Below are 17,649 nucleotides of genomic sequence, written 5' to 3' on the forward strand. Positions count from 1 at the left end.
GGAGTGTCCCGCGCGTCCCCGGCGGGACGAGCGCCGTCGTCGGTCGCCCGGTCCCGCGCGCCCCCGTCCGGACCGCCGCCGTCACCCGGCCCGTCCGGGCCGCCGTCACCGCCGTCGCCCCCGCCGGGGACGACCACGAGCCCGACGCCGGGCGAGGGATCGCCGCCGTCCGGGTCGCTCGGCGACGTCGCGGTCGCAACGTTCACCACGTCCGACCCGTCGCCGGAGTACGCCGGGTCGAGCTGCGCCCGGATCCGGAACGACACGGTCTCGCCCACGCCGAGTGCGGACCCCGAACGACAGGTCACGGCCTGCCCCTCGGCCGTGCAGTCGTCCGGCGACCCGACGAACCGCACCGCGCCGGGCAGCTCGTCGACCGCCCCGACGTCCTCGGCGGTGCCCGGGCCCCGGTTGCGCGCGGTGATCGTGTAGTCGACCTCGTCGCCCGGCTCCACCGCTGTCGAGGGCGACACGGACTTGTCCGTCTCGACGTGCGCCTCCACCCGGGCGGCGACCGTGGTGCTCGCCGTCGAGGTGTTGTCGTCCCCGTTCGTGTCCGCCGTGCGCGGCGCCGGTCGGATCTCGGCGACGCTCTCGAGCGTGCCCTCGGCGTCGTCGGCGGTCCGCCCGCGGATCGTCACCGTGGCCGTGCCGCCCCGCGGCAGGCCGAGCGCCGTGGAGACGTCGCCGGCCCCCGAGTCCGTGCCGCAGGACGATCCGGCGGCCGCCGAGCACGTCCACGTGACGTCGTCGAGGGCGTCCGGCACGTCGACGACGAGTGCGCTCGGGTCCGACGCGTTCACGCCGGCGTTCCGTGCGGTCACCGTGTACTCGACGTCGGCGCCCGCCGGGACGGTCGGCGCGAGGTCGTGCGTGACGGCGACGTCGGTGGGCGTCCAGACGCGCAGGGCATCGACCTCGTGCACGTTGACGTGGCTGCCCGTCGCCCCGGCGAACCCGAGGCGGAGCGTGCTCGGCAAGGGTGCCTGGCCGTCACCGTGCAGGGGCACCCGGTCGAGCACGGTCCGCATCCGGTCCCCGTCCTGCAGGCGGACGGTGACCGCGAGCTCGCCCGCGTCACCGGGGAGCAGCGTCACGCGGACCTTCCGGAGCGCCGACCCGTCGGTCTCGGTGCCGCCCGGAGCCGGCGCCGCGCCGACCCAGCGGTACCCGAGCACCCCGTCACCGGAGCCGCGGATCGACACGGTGTCCGGCCGTGCTCCGGGACCGGAGTAGTTGATCGGCGTCGAGAAGTTGCCGTAGTGGTCGACCGCGATGCCGGCGAAGCCCCCGGGGACCCCGGGCAGGTCGCAGGACAGGCCACCGCCCTGGGACGCCTCGCGCCGGCACGCGTACCCGAGCCCGGCTCCGAACGACCCGACGCCCTGCTCCGCCGAGCCGTCGGCGAGGAAGAGCAGGAGACCGTCGGCGCCCGGGTCGTCCGGGACGTCGCGGTACATCGCGTAGGCGAACTCGATCTCGAGCCCGAGGTCGGAGGGGAACGTGTCGTCCATCGACCACGCGCCGGCCTGGTCCTTCACGTCGTCGGTGAGTCGGAGCCGCCCGTCGACGATCGCCGCGTCACCGTGCAGCGCGCCGCCGGCAGCGGTGGAGAACTGGTTCTCGTAGGGGAAGGCGAGTTCGTCCGCCGATGACGCCGACGGCACGAGGCCGGGTGCCGCGAGGACACCGAGCGCGGTCAGGACGGAGGCGACGGCCGCGACGCGGCGGAGCCGGCGCGACCTGGCGGGCGGTCGATCGCCCGGCGGGGTGTTGGGAGCTGTCATGCCCCGATCGTCGCGACCGGGACGCCTCCGTCGGGCGGGCGTCAGCCGATCTGTGGAACGCCCGTCCGTGCATCCTCACTGTGGAGGAAGAGCCTGCCCATCGAGGACGAGCGCAGGACCGTCAGCGCAACCAGACGGTGGTCTCCCCCGGGAGCACGCCGTCGCCGATCGGACCGGACGAGACGACGACCTCGCCCGCCGGCAGCACCACCGGATCGGTCCCGAAGTTCGTGACGGAGCGCCACCCGTCGTGCCGCGCGAACGCCACGACCCCGTCCGGAGCGTCGATCCACACGAGGTCCTCGCCCCGTTGCAGCTCGCGTCGGGCAGCGGTCGCCGCGCGGTACAGGGAGAGCGTCGACATGGGGTCCCCGTCCTCCGCCTCGACCGAGGACGCCCCGAAGTCGGCCGGCTGCGGCAGGTGCGGTGCGACCGCCCCGAAGCCGAACGACGGCCCGGACGTCGTCCAGGGGATCGGCACGCGGCAGCCGTCCCGCCCCTTCACCGTGTGCCCGGTGCGGATCCACTTCGGGTCCTGCAGGGCGTCGTGCGGGATCGCGGGAGCCTCGTGCAACCCGAGCTCCTCGCCCTGGTAGACGTACGACGAACCGGGCAGCGCCAGCATCAGCAACGTCGCCGCGCGCGCCCGCCGGAGTCCCCGGGCACGGTCGAGCTCGGGCGTGGTGCCGTCGGTCATGAGCCAGGCATCGGTGTCCGTGCCGTCCGGCAGGCCGTACCGGGTGGGATGCCGGACGACGTCGTGGTTCGACAGCACCCAGGTGCTCGACGCGCCGGACTGGGCCGACGCCGACAGGTTCCGGTCGATGATCGTCCGGAACGCGGTCGCCTCGAACGGCGCCTCGAGCAGGTCGAAGTTGAAGGCCTGCCCGAGCTCGGTCGGTCGAGCGTAGAGGACGCGGCGCGGAGCAGGTGCCCACGCCTCGGCGACGGCGGCACGGGGCGGGTCGTACTCGTCGAGCACGCGGCGCCAGGAGGCGAAGATCTCGTGCACCTCGTCGCGGTCGTACAGCGGGTCGGAACCGTCCAGCGGGAGCGCGTGCTCGTTCGACGGGCGGTACGGCGTCGACAGGTCCTTCGCCAGGCCGTGCGCGACGTCCACCCGGAAGCCGTCGACCCCACGGTCGGACCAGAAGCGCAGCGTGTCCTCGAAGTCCTCGCGCACCGACGGGTTCGACCAGTCGAGGTCGGGCTGCTCCGGTGCGAAGAGGTGCAGGTACCACTGGCCGTCGGGCACGCGGGTCCAGGCGCTGCCGCCGAAGATCGACACCCAGTCGCTCGGCGGGAGCGCACCGTCGACACCGGCGCCGTCGCGGAACACGTACCGAGCGCGTTCCGGCGAACCGGGCCCCGCGGCGAGCGCCGCGCGGAACCACTCGTGCTGGTCGGACGTGTGGTTCGGCACGATGTCCGCGATCAGGCGGATGTCGTGCTCGTGGAGCGCGCGGACCAGCGCGTCGAAGTCGTCGAGCGTGCCCAGTCGGTGGTCGACCGAGCGGTAGTCGGCGACGTCGTAGCCGCCGTCCGCCAACGGTGAGGGGAAGAACGGCGACAACCAGACGGCGTCGACGCCGAGCGACGCCAGGTAGGGCACCCGGCTCGTCACGCCCGCGAGGTCGCCGAGCCCGTCGGCGTCGGTGTCGGCGAAGCTCCGCGGGTAGACCTGGTAGACGACGGCGTTCCGCCACCAGTCCGGGTCGGTCGTGCGGGGCGTGCTGGCCGGCGTCCGATGGGTGCTCACGTCGCCACCGTACCGACGTTCCACCGGACCGGGAATAGGGGTCCCGACGCATGCATTGGTTGTCGATGACACCTTTCCGTCACAGAACCAGTAAGGATCCCCGATGACGAACGTCCTCGCCCTCGTCGGCAGCCTCCGCGCCGAGTCCATCAACCGCAAGCTCGCCGAAGCGGCCGCCCACCACGCACCGGAGGGCATCGAGCTGAGCACCTTCGACGGCATCGTCGACCTGCCCTTCTACAACGAGGACATCGACGGCGAGACCCCGCCCGCCTCGGCCGTCGCCTTCCGCGACGCGGTCGCCGCGGCCGACGCCGTCCTGCTCGTCACGCCCGAGTACAACGGCACCATCCCGGCCGTCCTGAAGAACGCGCTCGACTGGGGGTCGCGTCCGTTCGGCGCCTCGCCGCTGTCGGGCAAGCCCCTCGCGGTCATCGGGTCGGCGTTCGGCCAGTACGGCGGCGTCTGGGCGCACGACGACGCCCGCAAGGCGGCCGGCATCGCCGGTGCGAAGGTCCTCGAGGACGTCAAGGTCGCGATCCCGCAGTCGATCGTCCGGTTCGCCGAGACCCACCCGCGCGAGGACGCGGAGGTCACCGCGCTCGTCCAGGGCGCGCTCAGCGCGCTCGCCGAGGCAGCGACCGAGGAGCAGGCAGCGGCCTAGGTCGGATCCCGACCATCCCCCGACCGGGAGGCGCGGTGCGGGCCGGCACCGCGCCTGGGGGCCCCCCCCCCCACCCCCCGCGGGGGGGGGGGGGGGGCCCCCCCCCCCCCGCCTCCCGGTCCGCACAGGGGTGCGGGAGACCGCAACCCGAGAGGTCCCTAGACGGTCTAGCAACGAGACGGGCTACCCTGAACGCCATGTCCACGCAGGAGATCACGGAAGCGTCCGGGTACTGGTTCCCCGATGACGACGCGACCCAGCGGGGCGTCGCCGTCCTCAACGCCCTCCGCCGGTACCGAGCCGCCGAGACCGCGATGCGGCGCCGTACCCGCGACTCGATGGGCATGGGCGAGACCGACCTGCTCGCCGTGCGTTTCCTGCTGCAGGCGCAGCGCGCCGGACGCACCGTCAAGCCGAAGGACCTGGCCGCCTACCTCAAGATCTCGTCGGCTTCGACCACGATCCTCATCGACCGCCTCGTGAAGTCGAACCACGTCCGCCGCGACCCGCACCCGACCGACCGCCGCGCCCTCGTGATCACCCCGACGACCGAGACCGACGACGAGGTCCGCGCCACCCTCGGCGTGATGCACCGCCGGATGATGGGCGTCGCAGAGGGCCTCTCTCCCGAGGACGCGCGCGTCGTCGCCGTGTTCCTCGAGCAGATGCGCTCCGCCGTCGACCAGGTCGACCCCGCCGCCGAGCACTGAACGCGGGGGACGCGTCCTCTGAGCGGACGTCCTGCCGCACCGCGTAGACCGGTCTGGTACCGGTCACCAACGTGGAAGGAACCGATCATGCACGCATCGGACAAGCTCGCCAAGAACCTCCAGGCGGTCCTCGTGGACCTCATCGACCTGCACCTGCAGGGCAAGCAGGCCCACTGGAACATCCTCGGGACCAACTTCCGGGACCTCCACCTCCAGCTCGACGAGATCGTCGACGCCGCGCGCGAGTTCGCCGACGACACCGCCGAGCGCATGCGCGCCCTGTACGCGGTCCCGGACGGCCGCTCGTCGACCGTCGCGGCCTCGAGCCACCTCGACGCGTTCCCCGAGGGCGAGATCACGACGCACGACGCCATCGACCAGGTGACGCTGCGCCTCTACCAGGCCACCGGCACCATGCGCGACGTGCACGACGAGGTCGACGAGGAAGACCCGACGACGGCCGACCTCCTGCACGGCTTCATCGAGCGCCTCGAGCAGCTCGCCTGGATGGTCTCGGCCGAGAACCGGGCACCGAGCACCCCGCTCGCGTCGGCCACCACGCCCGCGGTCGCGGACGCCTCGGCCCACGCGTAGGGGTCACCAGGTGGACCTCGGGATCCAGGGCAAGACCGCACTGGTCTTCGGCGGGGACTCCGGCATCGGTTGGAACACGGCTCGCATCCTCCTGGCGGAGGGTGCGACCGTGGTCGTGTCGGACCTCGACCAGTCGCGGCTCGACAACAGCGCCGACCAGCTCGAGGCACCGCTCGGCAGGCTGCACGCGTTCGCCGCCGACGTGACGAGCGCCGCGAGCCTCGCCGAGCTGCACACCAAGGTGCGCGACGCCGTGGGCGAGATCGACATCCTCGTGCAGTCCTCCGGCGTCACGGGCGCCCAGGGCCTGTTCCACGAGATCGACGAACAGGGATGGCTCGACACCATCGACGTCGACCTGATGGGACCGGTCCGGATCACGCGCGAGTTCATCGGCGACCTGCGCCAGGGCGGGTGGGGCCGCATCGTGTACCTCGTCTCCGAGGACGCGTCGCAGCCGTACGACGACGAACTCCCCTACTGCGCGGCCAAGGCCGGGGTGCTGTCCTTCGCGAAGGGCCTCTCCCGCACCTACGCGAAGGAGGGCCTGCTCGTGAACACCGTGTCGCCGGCATTCATCCACACGCCGATGACCGACGCGATGATGCGGAAGCGCGCCGAGGAGACCGGGCAGTCCTTCGACGAGGCGATCGCCTCGTTCCTCGACGACGAGCGCCCGTACATGGAGCTGCAGCGTCGCGGTGAGCCGGAGGAGGTCGCGAACGTCGTCGCGTTCCTGTGCTCCGACCTCGCCAGCTTCGTGAACGGCTCGAACTACCGGGTCGACTCCGGCTCGGTCGCAACGATCTAGGAGACGCCATGACCGACTTCCGCTACCTCGTCGTCGGCGGCGGGATGGTCGCCGACGCCGCTGCCCGTGGTGTCCGCGAACTCGATGCCGACGGTTCGATCGGGATCATCAGCGAGGACGTCGACCGGCCCTACGCCCGGCCGGCGCTCTCGAAGAAGCTGTGGACCGACCCGGACTTCAGCTGGGACGAGAAGGTCGACCTGCACACCGAGGAGACCGGCGCGACGTTCGTGCTCGGGACCGCGGTGACGGCGATCGACCGTGCGGCGAAGACCGTCACGACGTCCGACGGGCAGACCCACGGCTACGAGCGACTGCTCCTCGCCACGGGCGGCAAGCCCCGCGGGCTCCCGGGGCTGTCCCCTTCCGAGCGGGTGCTCGACTACCGGAGCGCCACCGACTACCGACGGCTCCGTGAGCTCGCGGACGCGGGCGCCCACGTTGCCGTCGTCGGTGGCGGGTACATCGGCCAGGAGATCACGGCCGGCGTCGTGCAGAACGGCGCCCGGGTCACGCTGATCGACCCGGACGACGTCGTCGGTGGACGGATGTTCCCGGACGACCTCGCCCGTGCGTTCCAGCAGCGGTTCGTCGACCACGGGGTCGACCTGCGACTCGGTCGTCGGGTGTCGTCGGGCGAGGAGACCGCGGACGGCGTCCGACTCACCCTGGACGACGGCTCGGTCGTCGAGGCCGACGCGGTCGTCGCCGGACTCGGCATCGAACCGTCGACGCAGCTCGCGGCCGACGCCGGGCTCACCGTCCGGGACGGCATCGTCGTCACCTCGACGCTCCTCACCGACGACGACTCGGTGTTCGCGGCGGGGGACGTCGCCGAGTACCCCGACCGGATCCTCGGCACCCGCCGGGTCGAGCACGTCGACAACGCGCAGCAGCAGGGTCGGCAGGCGGGTCGCAACCTCGCCGACGCCGACGAGACCTACGACCACACGCCGATGTTCTACTCCGACGTCTTCGACATGGGGTACGAGGCGGTCGGGCAGGTGACCACGAAGCTGCGGACGGTCGAGGACTGGCAGGAACCGACGGTCACGGGCGTCGTGTACTACCTCGACGACGACGACCTCGTGCGGGGCGTCCTGCTCTGGAACGTCTGGGACAAGACCGACGAGGCCCGCAAGGTCCTCGCCGAGGCCCACGCACTCACGCCGGACATGCTGATCGGCCTGATCACGCCCTAGCGTCGCGTCCACCCTGGAGGCGCGGTGCCGGTCCACGAGACCGGTACCGCGCCTCCAGGTCGGTCGCGTCCCTCCGCGGGTCGGCCCGCAGGATCAGCCCGCGTCGCGGGTCTCCGGGGCGACCTCGTCGACGATCTCTCGGCGGTCGGCCGGGTCGACCGGCAGGTCGTCGCCGTCCGCCATCGCGACCGCGTGCGCGGACTTCGCCGCCTCGAGCGTCTCGTCGTCGTTCTTCGCCATGCCCAGCAGCTCGACGAAGCGAGACTTCACCAGCATCCAGGCCTCGCGCGGGCCGAGCCGCGACAGGTCCGACGCCGTCGAGTCGTCACGGACGCGCTGCAGCGAGGACACGCCGCGGTCGGGCAGTCGACCGGCGACGTGGTCCACCGCGAGCCGTGCGACCGCGTCCGCCTGCGCGTGCATCACCGAGTGCGCGCCGTCGACGACCTCGCGCAGCACCGCGTAGGGGAACACCCGGGCGAGCCGGCGCACCCAGTCCCGCGGGACCATCGCGTCGTGCTCCCCGCGCACGATCAGCGTCCGCGCCCGGACGTCCGCGGCACGGTGCTCGATCGGGAAGGCGATCATCCGCGGCAGGACCTTCGAGAACCAGTGCCAGCCGCACAGGGCGTACGCCGTGATGCCGTGCCAGCGGACCGCCGCCGGCTCGTGCACCGTGGAGCGGAGGAACCGGAACGCCGACTGCCGGATCGTCCGGGCGTGCGAGTCGACCACCGGGCTGATCAGCACCAGGTCCGAGATGTCGGGACGACGCGCGGCGACCTCGGTCACGACCTGGGTGCCCATCGAGTGGCCGACGAGCACGGGGTCGACGAGTCCGAGGTCGTCGATGACCTTCTCGACCGCGTCGGCGTACCGCTCGATCGAGACCTTCCCGCGGAAGCGCGGGACACCGGCGAACCCCGGCAGGTCGAGGGCGTGCACGGGCCCGTTCTCGTTGAGGTGCGGGGCGAGCCGCTCGTAGTAGGTGGCGGCGATGCCGAGCCCCGCGACGAGCAGGAAGGCACGGTCGCCGGGCTCGCCGACGGAGCTGACGCGCACGTACGTGCCGTCGACCGCGACCCGGTCGACCTCGACCGTGACGTCGGCGTTCTCCGCCCGTGCGAGCTCGCCGGCAGGGTCCGGTGCGCCGCTCGGCTGCTCGTCGTTCACGTGGGTCTCCTCGGGTCGGGCGGTCGCCCAGGATACCCCCGGCCGCTGCCGGCCCCGTCGTCGGCGCCCCGTCAGCCGCTGAAGGTGTTCGCGGGGTACCCGTGCACCCGCGTCGGTACCTGGAAGACCGCGCCCGAGTGCGGGTGCTGCTCGAGCTGTTCCTCGGTGGCGTTCTCCCGCGCGGACGCGATGAAGAGCGTCGACATGTCCGGACCGCCGAACGCCACCGAGGTCACGTTCGGCGCCGGCACCTCGACCGTCTCGAGGTGCGAGCCGTCCGCGCCGTACCGTTCGACGCGGCCGCCGCCGTAGACGGCGCTCCAGGAGCACCCCTCGTCGTCGAGCACGAGGCCGTCGTACGCGGCACCGGTGACGAACGGCTCGAGCTCGCCGAGTTCGCCGTCGGGACCGTAGGACCCGCGGTAGATCGTCGACGCGCTCGTGTCGGTGACGTACATCACGCTGCCGTCCCGGGACCACTCCATGCCGTTCGTCACGCCGAACCCGCCGCGCAGGACCCGCGTCCCACCGTCCGGCTCGACCGAGTACAGGGCGGCGTCCGGCTCCCCCGTGGTGAGGTTCATGCTCCCCACGAGGAACCGGCCGAACGGGTCGCACTTGCCCTCGTTGAACCGGAGGCCGGCGGTCGCGTGCTCGACCCGGGCTATCTCCCGCTCGACGACGCCCTGCGCGTCCGTGACCACGACCGTGTCACCGAGGGCCGCGACGAACCCGCCGCCGACCCGCGGCTGGAAGCTCGCGAGCGGGGGCTTCAGCTGCACGGTGGAGGTGATCGCGCCGTGGACGTCCCCGGTGACGAGAGTGCCGAGGGTGATGTCGACCCACCGCAGCACACTCGTGCCCGGGTCCCACACGATGCTCTCTGCGAGGACCGCCCGGTCGTCGCAGAAGACGGTCACGGGGCCGGTGGTCGCGGTGCGGGGACTCATGGGTCCTGCCTACCGACGCTGCGCTCCACGTGCGTCCAACATGTTCGTCACGCGGACGGAGCGGGTGGCAGTGTCAGTCGGTGATCTGTCCGCTGCACTCCTGGGGTGACGAGAGCATCCGCTCCTACGGCCTCGACGCCCCCGCCTACCTGCTCGGCGCGTCGATCGTCGACACGGACGACGTCGACGCGATCCGTGACGTCCTGGTGTCGCTCCGTCCGACCCACGGCAAGCTCCACTGGCACGACCTCAACGCACGCGAGCGCGCCCGCGTGACGACGGCGATCGGTGGCCTCCGGGCCCGACACCTCGTGACGATCGCAACGCCCATCGATCTCCGGCGGGAGGAACGCGCCCGCGCGCGCTGCCTCGAGCGGCTGACCTGGGAGCTCGGGCAGCGAGACGTGACGGAGTTGACACTCGAGGCCCGCTCCCGGCACCTCATGGAACGCGACCTCCGGCTGATCCGCGCGCTTCGAGGGCGGTTCATCGTCCCCGCCTCGCTCCGCGTCGAACACGGGGATCCGGACCGAGACCCGATGCTCTGGCTCCCGGACCAGATCCTCGGCGCGTTCGGCAGTGCGATGGCAGCGGATCGGGCGATCATGCCGCAGATCGCCGCCGCTCTCGAGTCGATCGTCGTCGAACCGTAGGGAGCCGGACAGCGCAAGAGCCGGGATCTGGTATACCCCAGCTGCACCGGCTCTGCTTCTCGATCCCCCAGCAGGAGGCGAGTCCGACCAACATATCAGAGGCGGGCGTAGCGAGCACGGAAGAAGCTGTAGACGCCGAACGCGAGGAACCCGATGCCGATCGCGACGAGCACGAAGACGCCGCCCGGCATCGATCGCAGGGCGTCGAACGCCCCGTCGAGTCCCGTCGCCTGGTCCGGATCGCTCCGGAAGCCCGCGACGGCGATGAGCACGCCCACGATCACCACGGCGATCCCCTTCAGCACGTACCCCACGACGCCGAGCACGGTGACGACGCGTTCGAGCGGCTGGCGCGGACGTACGAGATGCTTCCAGAACGAGCGTCTGCAGCCGATCACCACGAGGCCGACGCCGATCGCGATGGCCACTGCGGCGACCAGCAGGAGGAGGAAGACGCCGCCGGGGGTCGCGAGCGCCTTCGCGGCAGCGCTCCGCGACGACCCGCTCGAACTCGTCCCGGCGCCGAGCGCGTACGACGCCGCCGAGTACGCGATCACCCCGTAGACCACGGCCTTGCCGACGTTCTTCAGCCGGTTGCCCCAGGCACGGGCACTGTCCGTACGCCCACCGACCACCGCTTCGACCACGAGCCGGATCGTCAGCGCGGCGCACCCGACGGCCACGACCCACAGGAGGACGACCCCACCCGGCACCGACGCGAGCTGCTGCAGCGCACCGGACTGGTCGGTCTCGCTGCCGGAGGACGCGTTGCCGACGCCGAGCAGGATCGCCAGGTACCCGATCAGCAGGTGCACGATCCCGCTGCCGACGAACCCCGCACGCGCCGTCAGCTCGAACCACCGGCTGTCGGCCACGCGCTTCGCTTCGCGGCCGGTCTTCCGGGCCGCCTCTTCCGCCTGCTCACTCACGCCATCGAGCGTGCCCGACGGAATGCGCCCTGTCCGGCAGGGGCGGTGACACCCGGCGATCTGGCAGACGGGAGGGGGGGGGGGGGGGGGGGCCCCCCCCCCCCCCGCCCCCCCGCGCGTCCGGCTGGGGCGTGGCCCCCCGGGGCTCGGGCGGCCGGGAGGCGCGGGGCGGGCCCGCACCGCGCCTCCCGTCCGTCCTCAGTCGCCCTTGACGTTCACGACCTGCCGCAGTGTGTGCCGGATCGACACGAGCTCCGAGGCGTCGGCCATGACCTGGTCGATCGGCTTGTAGGCCGCCGGGATCTCGTCGAGGAACGCGTCGGTGTCGCGGTACTCGATGCCGACCATCGCCTCGCGCAGCTGATCGTGCGTGAACGTCCGCCGGGCGGCGCTCCGCGAGAACAGACGACCGGCACCGTGCGGTGAGGACTCGAGCGACGGCTTGTTCCCGAGGCCCTCGACGACGTACGACGCGGTACCCATCGACCCGGGGATGAGCCCCGGCTGTCCGGCCTTCGCCTGGATCGCACCCTTCCGGGACACCCAGACCGACTTCCCCCAGTGCGTCTCGCGCTGCGTGAAGTTGTGGTGGCAGTTGATCCGCTCCTGCTCGTCGACCGGTGTCTGGAGGACCTCGGACAGCTGCCGCACGACGCGGTCCATCATTTCCTCGCGGTTGAGGAGCGCGAAGTGCTGCGCCCAGCGCAGCTCGGCGATGTACCGGTCGAACTCCGGAGTGCCCTCGACGAGGTACGCCAGGTCGGGGTCCGGCAGCTCGATCCACCAGCGCTGCATGGCCTTCTTGGCGACCGCGATGTGCCGCTGGGCGATCTTGTTGCCCACACCCCGGGACCCGGAGTGCAGGAACAGCCAGACCCGGTCCGCCTCGTCGAGGGAGACCTCGATGAAGTGGTTGCCGGACCCGAGGGTCCCGAGCTGGTTCCGCCAGCCGCCGTGCGCTCCGGCCGGGTCGAAGCCGGCGGCCTCGGCCATCGTCTCGAGCTCCGCGATGCGCGGCTCGGCCGTGGCGACGATCTTCCGGTTCGACGCGCCGGCCGACAGCGGGATCGCGCGCTCGATCTGCTCGCGGAGCGCCTGCAGGTCCTCCGGCAGGTCACCCTTCGTGAACTGGGTCCGGACCGCGATCATGCCGCAGCCGATGTCCACGCCGACGGCAGCCGGCATGACCGCACCGAGGGTCGGGATGACCGACCCGACGGTGGCGCCCAACCCGAGGTGCGCGTCCGGTATGAGGGCGAGGTGCGGGAACACGAACGGCATCCGAGCGGTCGTGCGGGCCTGCTGCTCGGTGTTCTCCTCGAGCATCGAGGCCCAGCTCAGCAGCCGGTCGGTGATCTTCTCCATGGTGGTTCGTCTCGCTTTCGTGACGGTCGGTGACCGTCTTCGGTGACGGTCTTCGGTGACGGTCCGGGGCGAGGTCCTGCTGCCGTTCCGCGCCACGAGCGGTGGCGTCCGGAGGGCAGCGTCGTGGAGGGGACGCCCCGGGCCGGGTGGGCACGGGGCGTCGGGTGACGTCGCGTGCCTACGCGGGGTAGCGGTCGGACTGCTGCCAGCTGCGCTGTTCGAGCGGCACGCCGAGCGTGTCGAGCTGGAGCTCGACTCGCTGTTCGTGGTGCTGCACGGTGCGCATGCGCGGTCCTTCCGGTGGTGCCCGGGGCGGGCGGTCCTGCCGATGGGCAGGAGGACGACAGTAGTGCGACACGCCCGGGCCGCACAAGTGCGACACGCCCCTGCTGCGGTGCGCGGGTCAGCCCGAGGGGTCAGACGGCCGCGGACTCGTCGAGCCGCGCGCGCAGGCGTTCGAGCGCGGGCATCGCGGCTGCGAGCACTCGCCGGTCGTCCTCCGAGAGCGCGACCATCGCGTCGACGAGCACGCGCTCGGCCGACGCGTCGTAGTCCGCGAGACGGCGTTCGGCGAGCCTGGTCAACCCGACCTCGGTGCTCCGGCCGTCACCGCGGGCGAGACGACGCTCGACCAGGCCGTCCCGCTCCATCACCTGGACGAGGTTGCTCACCGTGGACCGCGCGAGCCCGAGGGACCGCCCCAGCGCGGTGGGACTCGACCACCCGTCCTCGCCGAGGCGTCGGAGCACCTCGATCTGCGCGTCGGGGATGTCGGGCAGGGCGACCGAGCGCCGAGCCGTCCCGAGCAGTGTGCGTCGGAACGGGCCGATCTCCGCGCTCAACCGTCGCGCGACCCGGTGCAGGTCGGGCTCGTCCGGTCGTTCGTCCACCATCCCAGCGTAGTCCCCCGAAGTGCGCTTGCAACAAACGCACTTCGGGGGCAAACTCGGACCATGCACATCAGCACCAGCGTCGAGCACCCCGTCCCCCAGCAGGACCTCTCCGGCATCGTCGGGCACCGCTTCATCTACACGTACGCCAACGGATGGCAGTACGAGATGTACGTCAAGAACGCCACGACGATCGACTACCGCATCCACTCCGGCATGGTCGGTGGCCGTTGGGTGAAGGACCAGCAGGTCGACCTCGTCGCGCTCACCGCCGGCGTGTACAAGGTGTCGTGGAACGAGCCGACCGGCACCAGCGTCGTGGTCACGGTCGTCCCGGCCGAGCGGGTCCTGCACGGCACGATCTTCTTCCCGCACTGGGTCGAGGAGGACGGCAGCAAGACGGTGCTGTTCCAGAACGACCACCTCGACCGCATGCGCGAGTACCGCGACCAGGGACCCACCTACCCGATCTACGTCGTGCCCGAGTTCGCGCACATCACGCTGTTCGAGCACGTCGGCGAGGACGACGAGAGCGTGGTCGACACCGCCCCGGGTGACCTCCCCGCTGGCTTCGCGGACCGCAGCAACTGATGGCGACGACCTCCCCGATCACGCTCGACCACGGCGGGCGCACGCTCCGCGGGTGGCAGCTCGGCGACGTCGGGCCGGACCGCGGGGCCGCCCTGTTCGTGCACGGCTTCGGCAGCACCGACACGGGCGGCCAGCAGTTGTTCGTGCAGGCCGCCCGGGCGCTGGTCGACCACGGCGTCGGCGCGCGCTCCTACAGCCGTCTCGGGCACGGCACGAGCGACGGCGACTTCGCCGAGATCACGATCCGCGACGAGGTCGACCAGGTCGTGGCGATGATCCGCACCCTCGCGGCGGACGCCGCCGGACCGGTGCACGTCGTGGCCCACAGCCTCGGTGCGGTCGAGTCCGCGATGGCGGCCGCCCGCGAACCCGACCTGGTCCGGACCCTGACCCTGTGGTCCCCGGCCGGAGTCGTCGTCGACGACATCGCGCAGCACGACCAGATCCAGGGCAAGCCCCTCGCACCGGCCCGGCAACAGGGATGGTTCGACTTCGGCGGCATGGCCCTCGGCACGGCGTTCATCGACGAGGTGCGCGCCGGACTGGACGTCTACGCCACGATCGATCGGTACACCGGCCCCGCCGAGGTCCTGCACGGCACGGCCGACCAGATCGTCCCCGTCGCCTACGGCCGACGGTACGGCGAGGTGCTCCCGGGCGCGACCTTCACCGCCGTCGACGGCGCCGACCACGGGTGGTCGTCCGTCCCGTGGCGCCGCACCCTGCTCGACCACCTCGTCGTCTCGACCGGCGGCAGCACGCACTGACCACTCCCCGCAGCGGGGTACGCCCACCTGATGGTCGAGGCCAGGACACGAGCAGTCTGGGAGCATGACCGAGCGGACCCGAGACACCCCCGACGCGATCGACAACGAGGAACGCACCGACGGGTACGTGCCGCTCCGGTCGTACGGCGCGATCGGCGACGGCCGGACGGTCGCACTCGTCGCGCTGGACGGCCGGATCGACTGGCTCCCCATCCCGTCCATGGACTCGCCGCCGGTCTTCGCGAGCATCCTCGACGCCGAGCACGGTGGACACCTCGCCCTCCGACCGGTCGACGGCGACGCCGAGGTCACGCGCGAGTACCTACCGGGCACCAACGTCCTCGTCACCACGTGGACCACGTCGTCGGGCTCCGTCACGGTGACCGACGCGATGGTGACCGGCGTCGCGGGACGCCTGCCGTGGGCCGAGGTCGCCCGGTGCGTCCAGGGCGTCGACGGCACGGTCGAGCTGGAGTGGGCGGTGGTGCCGGGGACCCTGCTCCAGACGGCGGAGCCCAAGCGCCTCGACACCGCCAACGGTGCGGTGATCGGCATCGACGGCATCACGATCGCCATCGTCGAGCAGGGCTTCGAGCCCGTGCACGACGACGGCCCCCGGTTCTCCGGCCGGTTCACCACGACAGAGGGCTCCAAGCACATCCTGACGATCGTCGGGACCCAGGACGAACCGATCTTCCTGCCGCGGCCGGAGAGCGCGCTCGCTGCGATGGACCGGACGATCGAGAACTGGGCGACCTGGTCGGAGACGTTCTCCTACGACGGGCCGTGGGCCGAGGCCGTGCAACGGAGCGCCCTCGCCCTGAAGCTGCTCATCTTCTCGCCGACCGGTGCGATCGCGGCGGCCCCGACGACGAGCCTCCCGGAGGACCGCACCGGCGGCAAGAACTGGGACTACCGGTTCGCCTGGGTCCGCGACCTGTCCTACACGGTGCACGCGCTGACCCGGTTCGGCCTCCGCGAGGAGACCCACGCCGCGGTGTCGTGGGTGATGCGGACGATCGCCGAGCACGACGCCGACATGCCGATCTTCTACCGGCTCGACGGGTCGAAGAGCGACGGCGTCGAGGAACGGGACGTCCCCGGCTGGAACGGCATCGGACCGGTGACGATCGGGAACCGTGCCGGTGACCAGCTGCAGCTCGGCGTCTGGGGCGACGTCTTCGAGATCCTGCGGCAGTACGTCCGTGCGGGCAACGTCCTCGACCGGAACACCGCGGCCGTCCTGCAGCAGCTCGCCGACGACGCCTGCCACCGCTGGGAGGAGCCGGACTCGGGCATGTGGGAACTCCAGGACGCGCAGCACTACGTCACGAGCAAGATCGGCTGCTGGCAGGCCCTCGACGCGGCCGCCGAGCTGCACGACGCCGGCATGATCGACGGCCCACGGGACAAGTGGGTCGAGAACCGTGAGCTCATCGAACAGTGGGTCGCCGAGCACGGCTGGGACGAGGAACGCGGGCACTACGTGATGTACCCGGGGTCCGACAAGCTCGACACCTCGATCCTGCTGCACGCGATGAGCGCCTTCGACCGGGGCCCCCGCATGGAGTCGACGATCCGGGCGATCGAGGAGCAGCTCCAGCACGGACCGCTCGTGTACCGGTACTCGGGCATGGAGTCCGAGGAGTCGCCGTTCGTGGCCTGCTCGTTCTGGCTCGCGGCAGCGATGGCCTGTGTCGGACGTGTCGACGACGCCCGTGCGCTCATGGACGACATGGTCGAGCAGGCGAACGACGTCGGCATGTTCAGCGAGATGATCAGCGAGGACGGCGCCTTCATGGGCAACATCCCGCAGGGACTGTCGCACCTGGCGCTCATCCAGGCAGCGCTCACGATCGAGGAGGTCGCTGGCGAGGATCGCTCCGCGGAGTGATCATGGAGGGGTCATGAACGACGTCGATGCACGCATGGACCGGTTGCGACGAGCCGCGCGCTACCGGTACCAGCAACTCGTGGACAGCGAGATCGAACGCGGCTCGCTCGACCCCGACGAAGTGCGCGAGGAACGTCGGCTCCTCCGAGCCGCCGACGTCGCGGCGCACGCGCGTGCCCAGATCGAGGAAGCCGAGCGACGCGGGGTCTTCGAGGGCAACCCCTACCACGGCAAGCCACTCCCGGGGAACGACGGACACCACGATCCCGACTGGTGGATCAAGGCGAAGATCGAGCGTGAGGAGATCACCGGCATCGCGCCTCCCGCCCTCGCTCTGCGGAAGGAGGACGCCGAGCTCGACGAGCACCTCGACGCCCTGTCCGCGGAGGCCGACGTCCGTGACGTGCTCGACGACTTCAACGCCCGCGTGCGCGAGGCCCGCCGGCAGTTGCTCGGCGGGCCGCCGGTGGTGACGCCGCTCCGCGACGTCGAGACCGAGGTCGTCGCCTGGCGAGCACGTCGGCAGGAACGACTGGCGGCCGAGGCGCAGGCGGCCGCGGACCGAGCCGCTGCGGACGAGGGCCGACCGCGCCGGTGGTGGCGCCGACGTCGGTGAGGCGATCCGCGCCTCCTGGACCGCACCCGGACACGCGAACGACCGCAGCACCGCGCTCGTGGCACGGTGCTGCGGTCGTGGTGTGTGGTGTCGGGTGTTACTTGATCTTGGCGGTGATGGTCGCGGTCCCGACGAGGAGGCCGGACTTCACAGCGTCGGTCTTGAAGGTGCTGTTGAGCAGCTTCGCCGCGTCACCCGAGACGTGCACCGTGGTGCCGGTCAGGATCGCGTTGTCACCCTCGAGCTGCAGCGGCTTGAGCGTGCCACCGTGCAGCGAGAACAGGTACGCGTTGT

General features: G+C 71.7%; 17 protein-coding genes and 1 pseudogene. 10 read left to right on the forward strand and 8 right to left on the reverse strand.

Features of this window, described 5'->3' with window-relative positions; translation table 11 throughout:
- Both Q7F20_RS13050 and Q7F20_RS13055 read right to left on the reverse strand, forming a co-directional pair.
- A partial coding sequence (locus Q7F20_RS13050) for a hypothetical protein (RefSeq protein WP_305740513.1) occupies window positions 1-1,787 on the reverse strand: 1,787 nt, incomplete at its 3' end.
- A gap of 121 nt (window positions 1,788-1,908) precedes the next feature.
- Window positions 1,909-3,546: an alpha-amylase family glycosyl hydrolase gene (locus tag Q7F20_RS13055; protein ID WP_305740514.1), complete on the reverse strand. Its 1,638-nt coding sequence runs from the start codon at window positions 3,544-3,546 to the stop codon at window positions 1,909-1,911.
- Window positions 3,547-3,649: 103 nt separating this feature from the next.
- Between Q7F20_RS13055 and Q7F20_RS13060 the strand changes: the two genes are divergently transcribed.
- The 5 genes from Q7F20_RS13060 to Q7F20_RS13080 all read left to right on the forward strand — a co-directional run bounded on the left by Q7F20_RS13060 (window position 3,650) and on the right by Q7F20_RS13080 (window position 7,527).
- On the forward strand, window positions 3,650-4,210 hold the full coding sequence (locus Q7F20_RS13060) for an NAD(P)H-dependent oxidoreductase (protein ID WP_305740515.1): 561 nt from the start codon (window positions 3,650-3,652) through the stop codon (window positions 4,208-4,210).
- Between the two features lie 197 nt (window positions 4,211-4,407).
- Window positions 4,408-4,920: a MarR family winged helix-turn-helix transcriptional regulator gene (locus tag Q7F20_RS13065; protein WP_305740516.1), complete on the forward strand. Its 513-nt coding sequence runs from the start codon at window positions 4,408-4,410 to the stop codon at window positions 4,918-4,920.
- 87 nt (window positions 4,921-5,007) lie between these two features.
- Window positions 5,008-5,514, forward strand: coding sequence for a Dps family protein (locus Q7F20_RS13070; protein WP_305740517.1), 507 nt, complete (start codon window positions 5,008-5,010; stop codon window positions 5,512-5,514).
- Between the two features lie 10 nt (window positions 5,515-5,524).
- Window positions 5,525-6,325 (forward strand): SDR family NAD(P)-dependent oxidoreductase, encoded by an 801-nt coding sequence (locus Q7F20_RS13075; RefSeq protein WP_305740518.1) that lies wholly within the window; start codon window positions 5,525-5,527, stop codon window positions 6,323-6,325.
- Window positions 6,326-6,333: 8 nt separating this feature from the next.
- The gene (locus Q7F20_RS13080) at window positions 6,334-7,527 is read left to right on the forward strand and encodes an NAD(P)/FAD-dependent oxidoreductase (RefSeq protein WP_305740519.1); all 1,194 of its coding nucleotides are present in this window, start codon (window positions 6,334-6,336) and stop codon (window positions 7,525-7,527) included.
- A gap of 93 nt (window positions 7,528-7,620) precedes the next feature.
- Here Q7F20_RS13080 and Q7F20_RS13085 read toward each other — a convergent pair whose 3' ends face one another.
- Entirely contained in the window at window positions 7,621-8,700 is a 1,080-nt protein-coding gene (locus tag Q7F20_RS13085; RefSeq protein ID WP_305740520.1) for an alpha/beta fold hydrolase, read from the reverse strand.
- A 71-nt stretch (window positions 8,701-8,771) separates the two neighbouring features.
- Complete coding sequence (locus tag Q7F20_RS13090) at window positions 8,772-9,650, reverse strand: SMP-30/gluconolactonase/LRE family protein (protein ID WP_305740521.1); 879 nt, start codon at window positions 9,648-9,650, stop codon at window positions 8,772-8,774.
- Window positions 9,651-9,730: 80 nt separating this feature from the next.
- Here Q7F20_RS13090 and Q7F20_RS13095 point away from each other — a divergent pair, with 80 nt between their 5' ends.
- Window positions 9,731-10,303 (forward strand): hypothetical protein, encoded by a 573-nt coding sequence (locus Q7F20_RS13095; RefSeq protein WP_305740522.1) that lies wholly within the window; start codon window positions 9,731-9,733, stop codon window positions 10,301-10,303.
- A gap of 95 nt (window positions 10,304-10,398) precedes the next feature.
- On the opposite strand, the gene Q7F20_RS13100 is transcribed toward Q7F20_RS13095, so the two are convergent.
- The 3 genes from Q7F20_RS13100 to Q7F20_RS13110 all read right to left on the reverse strand — a co-directional run bounded on the left by Q7F20_RS13100 (window position 10,399) and on the right by Q7F20_RS13110 (window position 13,487).
- The gene (locus Q7F20_RS13100) at window positions 10,399-11,232 is read right to left on the reverse strand and encodes a DUF1206 domain-containing protein (protein ID WP_305740523.1); all 834 of its coding nucleotides are present in this window, start codon (window positions 11,230-11,232) and stop codon (window positions 10,399-10,401) included.
- Between the two features lie 198 nt (window positions 11,233-11,430).
- Complete coding sequence (locus Q7F20_RS13105; protein ID WP_305740524.1) at window positions 11,431-12,597, reverse strand: RtcB family protein; 1,167 nt, start codon at window positions 12,595-12,597, stop codon at window positions 11,431-11,433.
- Between the two features lie 416 nt (window positions 12,598-13,013).
- A complete protein-coding gene (locus Q7F20_RS13110; protein WP_305740525.1) occupies window positions 13,014-13,487 on the reverse strand; it encodes a MarR family winged helix-turn-helix transcriptional regulator in 474 nt (157 codons plus the stop codon).
- Window positions 13,488-13,550: 63 nt separating this feature from the next.
- Here Q7F20_RS13110 and Q7F20_RS13115 point away from each other — a divergent pair, with 63 nt between their 5' ends.
- The 4 genes from Q7F20_RS13115 to Q7F20_RS13130 all read left to right on the forward strand — a co-directional run bounded on the left by Q7F20_RS13115 (window position 13,551) and on the right by Q7F20_RS13130 (window position 17,355).
- Window positions 13,551-14,078 carry a phenolic acid decarboxylase gene (locus Q7F20_RS13115; protein WP_305740526.1) on the forward strand — a complete coding sequence of 176 codons (528 nt, stop codon included), beginning with the start codon at window positions 13,551-13,553 and terminating at the stop codon, window positions 14,076-14,078.
- Window positions 14,078-14,845: an alpha/beta hydrolase gene (locus Q7F20_RS13120; RefSeq protein ID WP_305740527.1), complete on the forward strand. Its 768-nt coding sequence runs from the start codon at window positions 14,078-14,080 to the stop codon at window positions 14,843-14,845. Before Q7F20_RS13115 ends, Q7F20_RS13120 begins: the two co-directional genes overlap by 1 nt.
- A gap of 64 nt (window positions 14,846-14,909) precedes the next feature.
- Window positions 14,910-16,739: a glycoside hydrolase family 15 protein gene (locus Q7F20_RS13125; protein WP_305740528.1), complete on the forward strand. Its 1,830-nt coding sequence runs from the start codon at window positions 14,910-14,912 to the stop codon at window positions 16,737-16,739.
- Between the two features lie 13 nt (window positions 16,740-16,752).
- The gene (locus Q7F20_RS13130) at window positions 16,753-17,355 is read left to right on the forward strand and encodes a DUF1992 domain-containing protein (protein WP_305740529.1); all 603 of its coding nucleotides are present in this window, start codon (window positions 16,753-16,755) and stop codon (window positions 17,353-17,355) included.
- Between the two features lie 97 nt (window positions 17,356-17,452).
- On the opposite strand, the pseudogene Q7F20_RS13135 reads toward Q7F20_RS13130, so the two are convergent.
- Window positions 17,453-17,649: pseudogene (locus tag Q7F20_RS13135) on the reverse strand (hypothetical protein); the annotation flags it as partial.

The sequence above is a fragment of the Curtobacterium sp. A7_M15 genome (genome assembly GCF_030705415.1).
Classification (GTDB): Bacteria; Actinomycetota; Actinomycetes; order Actinomycetales; family Microbacteriaceae; genus Curtobacterium.

What these genes read in the sequence shown, in the direction of transcription:
- Q7F20_RS13060 (WP_305740515.1), top strand. Translation starts at nt 3,650, where the DNA reads ATGACGAACGTCCTCGCCCTCGTCGGCAGCCTCCGCGCCGAGTCCATC.
- Q7F20_RS13065 (WP_305740516.1), top strand. Translation starts at nt 4,408, where the DNA reads ATGTCCACGCAGGAGATCACGGAAGCGTCCGGGTACTGGTTCCCCGAT.
- Q7F20_RS13070 (WP_305740517.1), top strand. Translation starts at nt 5,008, where the DNA reads ATGCACGCATCGGACAAGCTCGCCAAGAACCTCCAGGCGGTCCTCGTG.
- Q7F20_RS13080 (WP_305740519.1), top strand. Translation starts at nt 6,334, where the DNA reads ATGACCGACTTCCGCTACCTCGTCGTCGGCGGCGGGATGGTCGCCGAC.
- Q7F20_RS13090 (WP_305740521.1), bottom strand. Translation starts at nt 9,650, where the DNA reads ATGAGTCCCCGCACCGCGACCACCGGCCCCGTGACCGTCTTCTGCGAC.
- Q7F20_RS13105 (WP_305740524.1), bottom strand. Translation starts at nt 12,597, where the DNA reads ATGGAGAAGATCACCGACCGGCTGCTGAGCTGGGCCTCGATGCTCGAG.
- Q7F20_RS13115 (WP_305740526.1), top strand. Translation starts at nt 13,551, where the DNA reads ATGCACATCAGCACCAGCGTCGAGCACCCCGTCCCCCAGCAGGACCTC.
- Q7F20_RS13120 (WP_305740527.1), top strand. Translation starts at nt 14,078, where the DNA reads ATGGCGACGACCTCCCCGATCACGCTCGACCACGGCGGGCGCACGCTC.
- Q7F20_RS13125 (WP_305740528.1), top strand. Translation starts at nt 14,910, where the DNA reads ATGACCGAGCGGACCCGAGACACCCCCGACGCGATCGACAACGAGGAA.
- Q7F20_RS13130 (WP_305740529.1), top strand. Translation starts at nt 16,753, where the DNA reads ATGAACGACGTCGATGCACGCATGGACCGGTTGCGACGAGCCGCGCGC.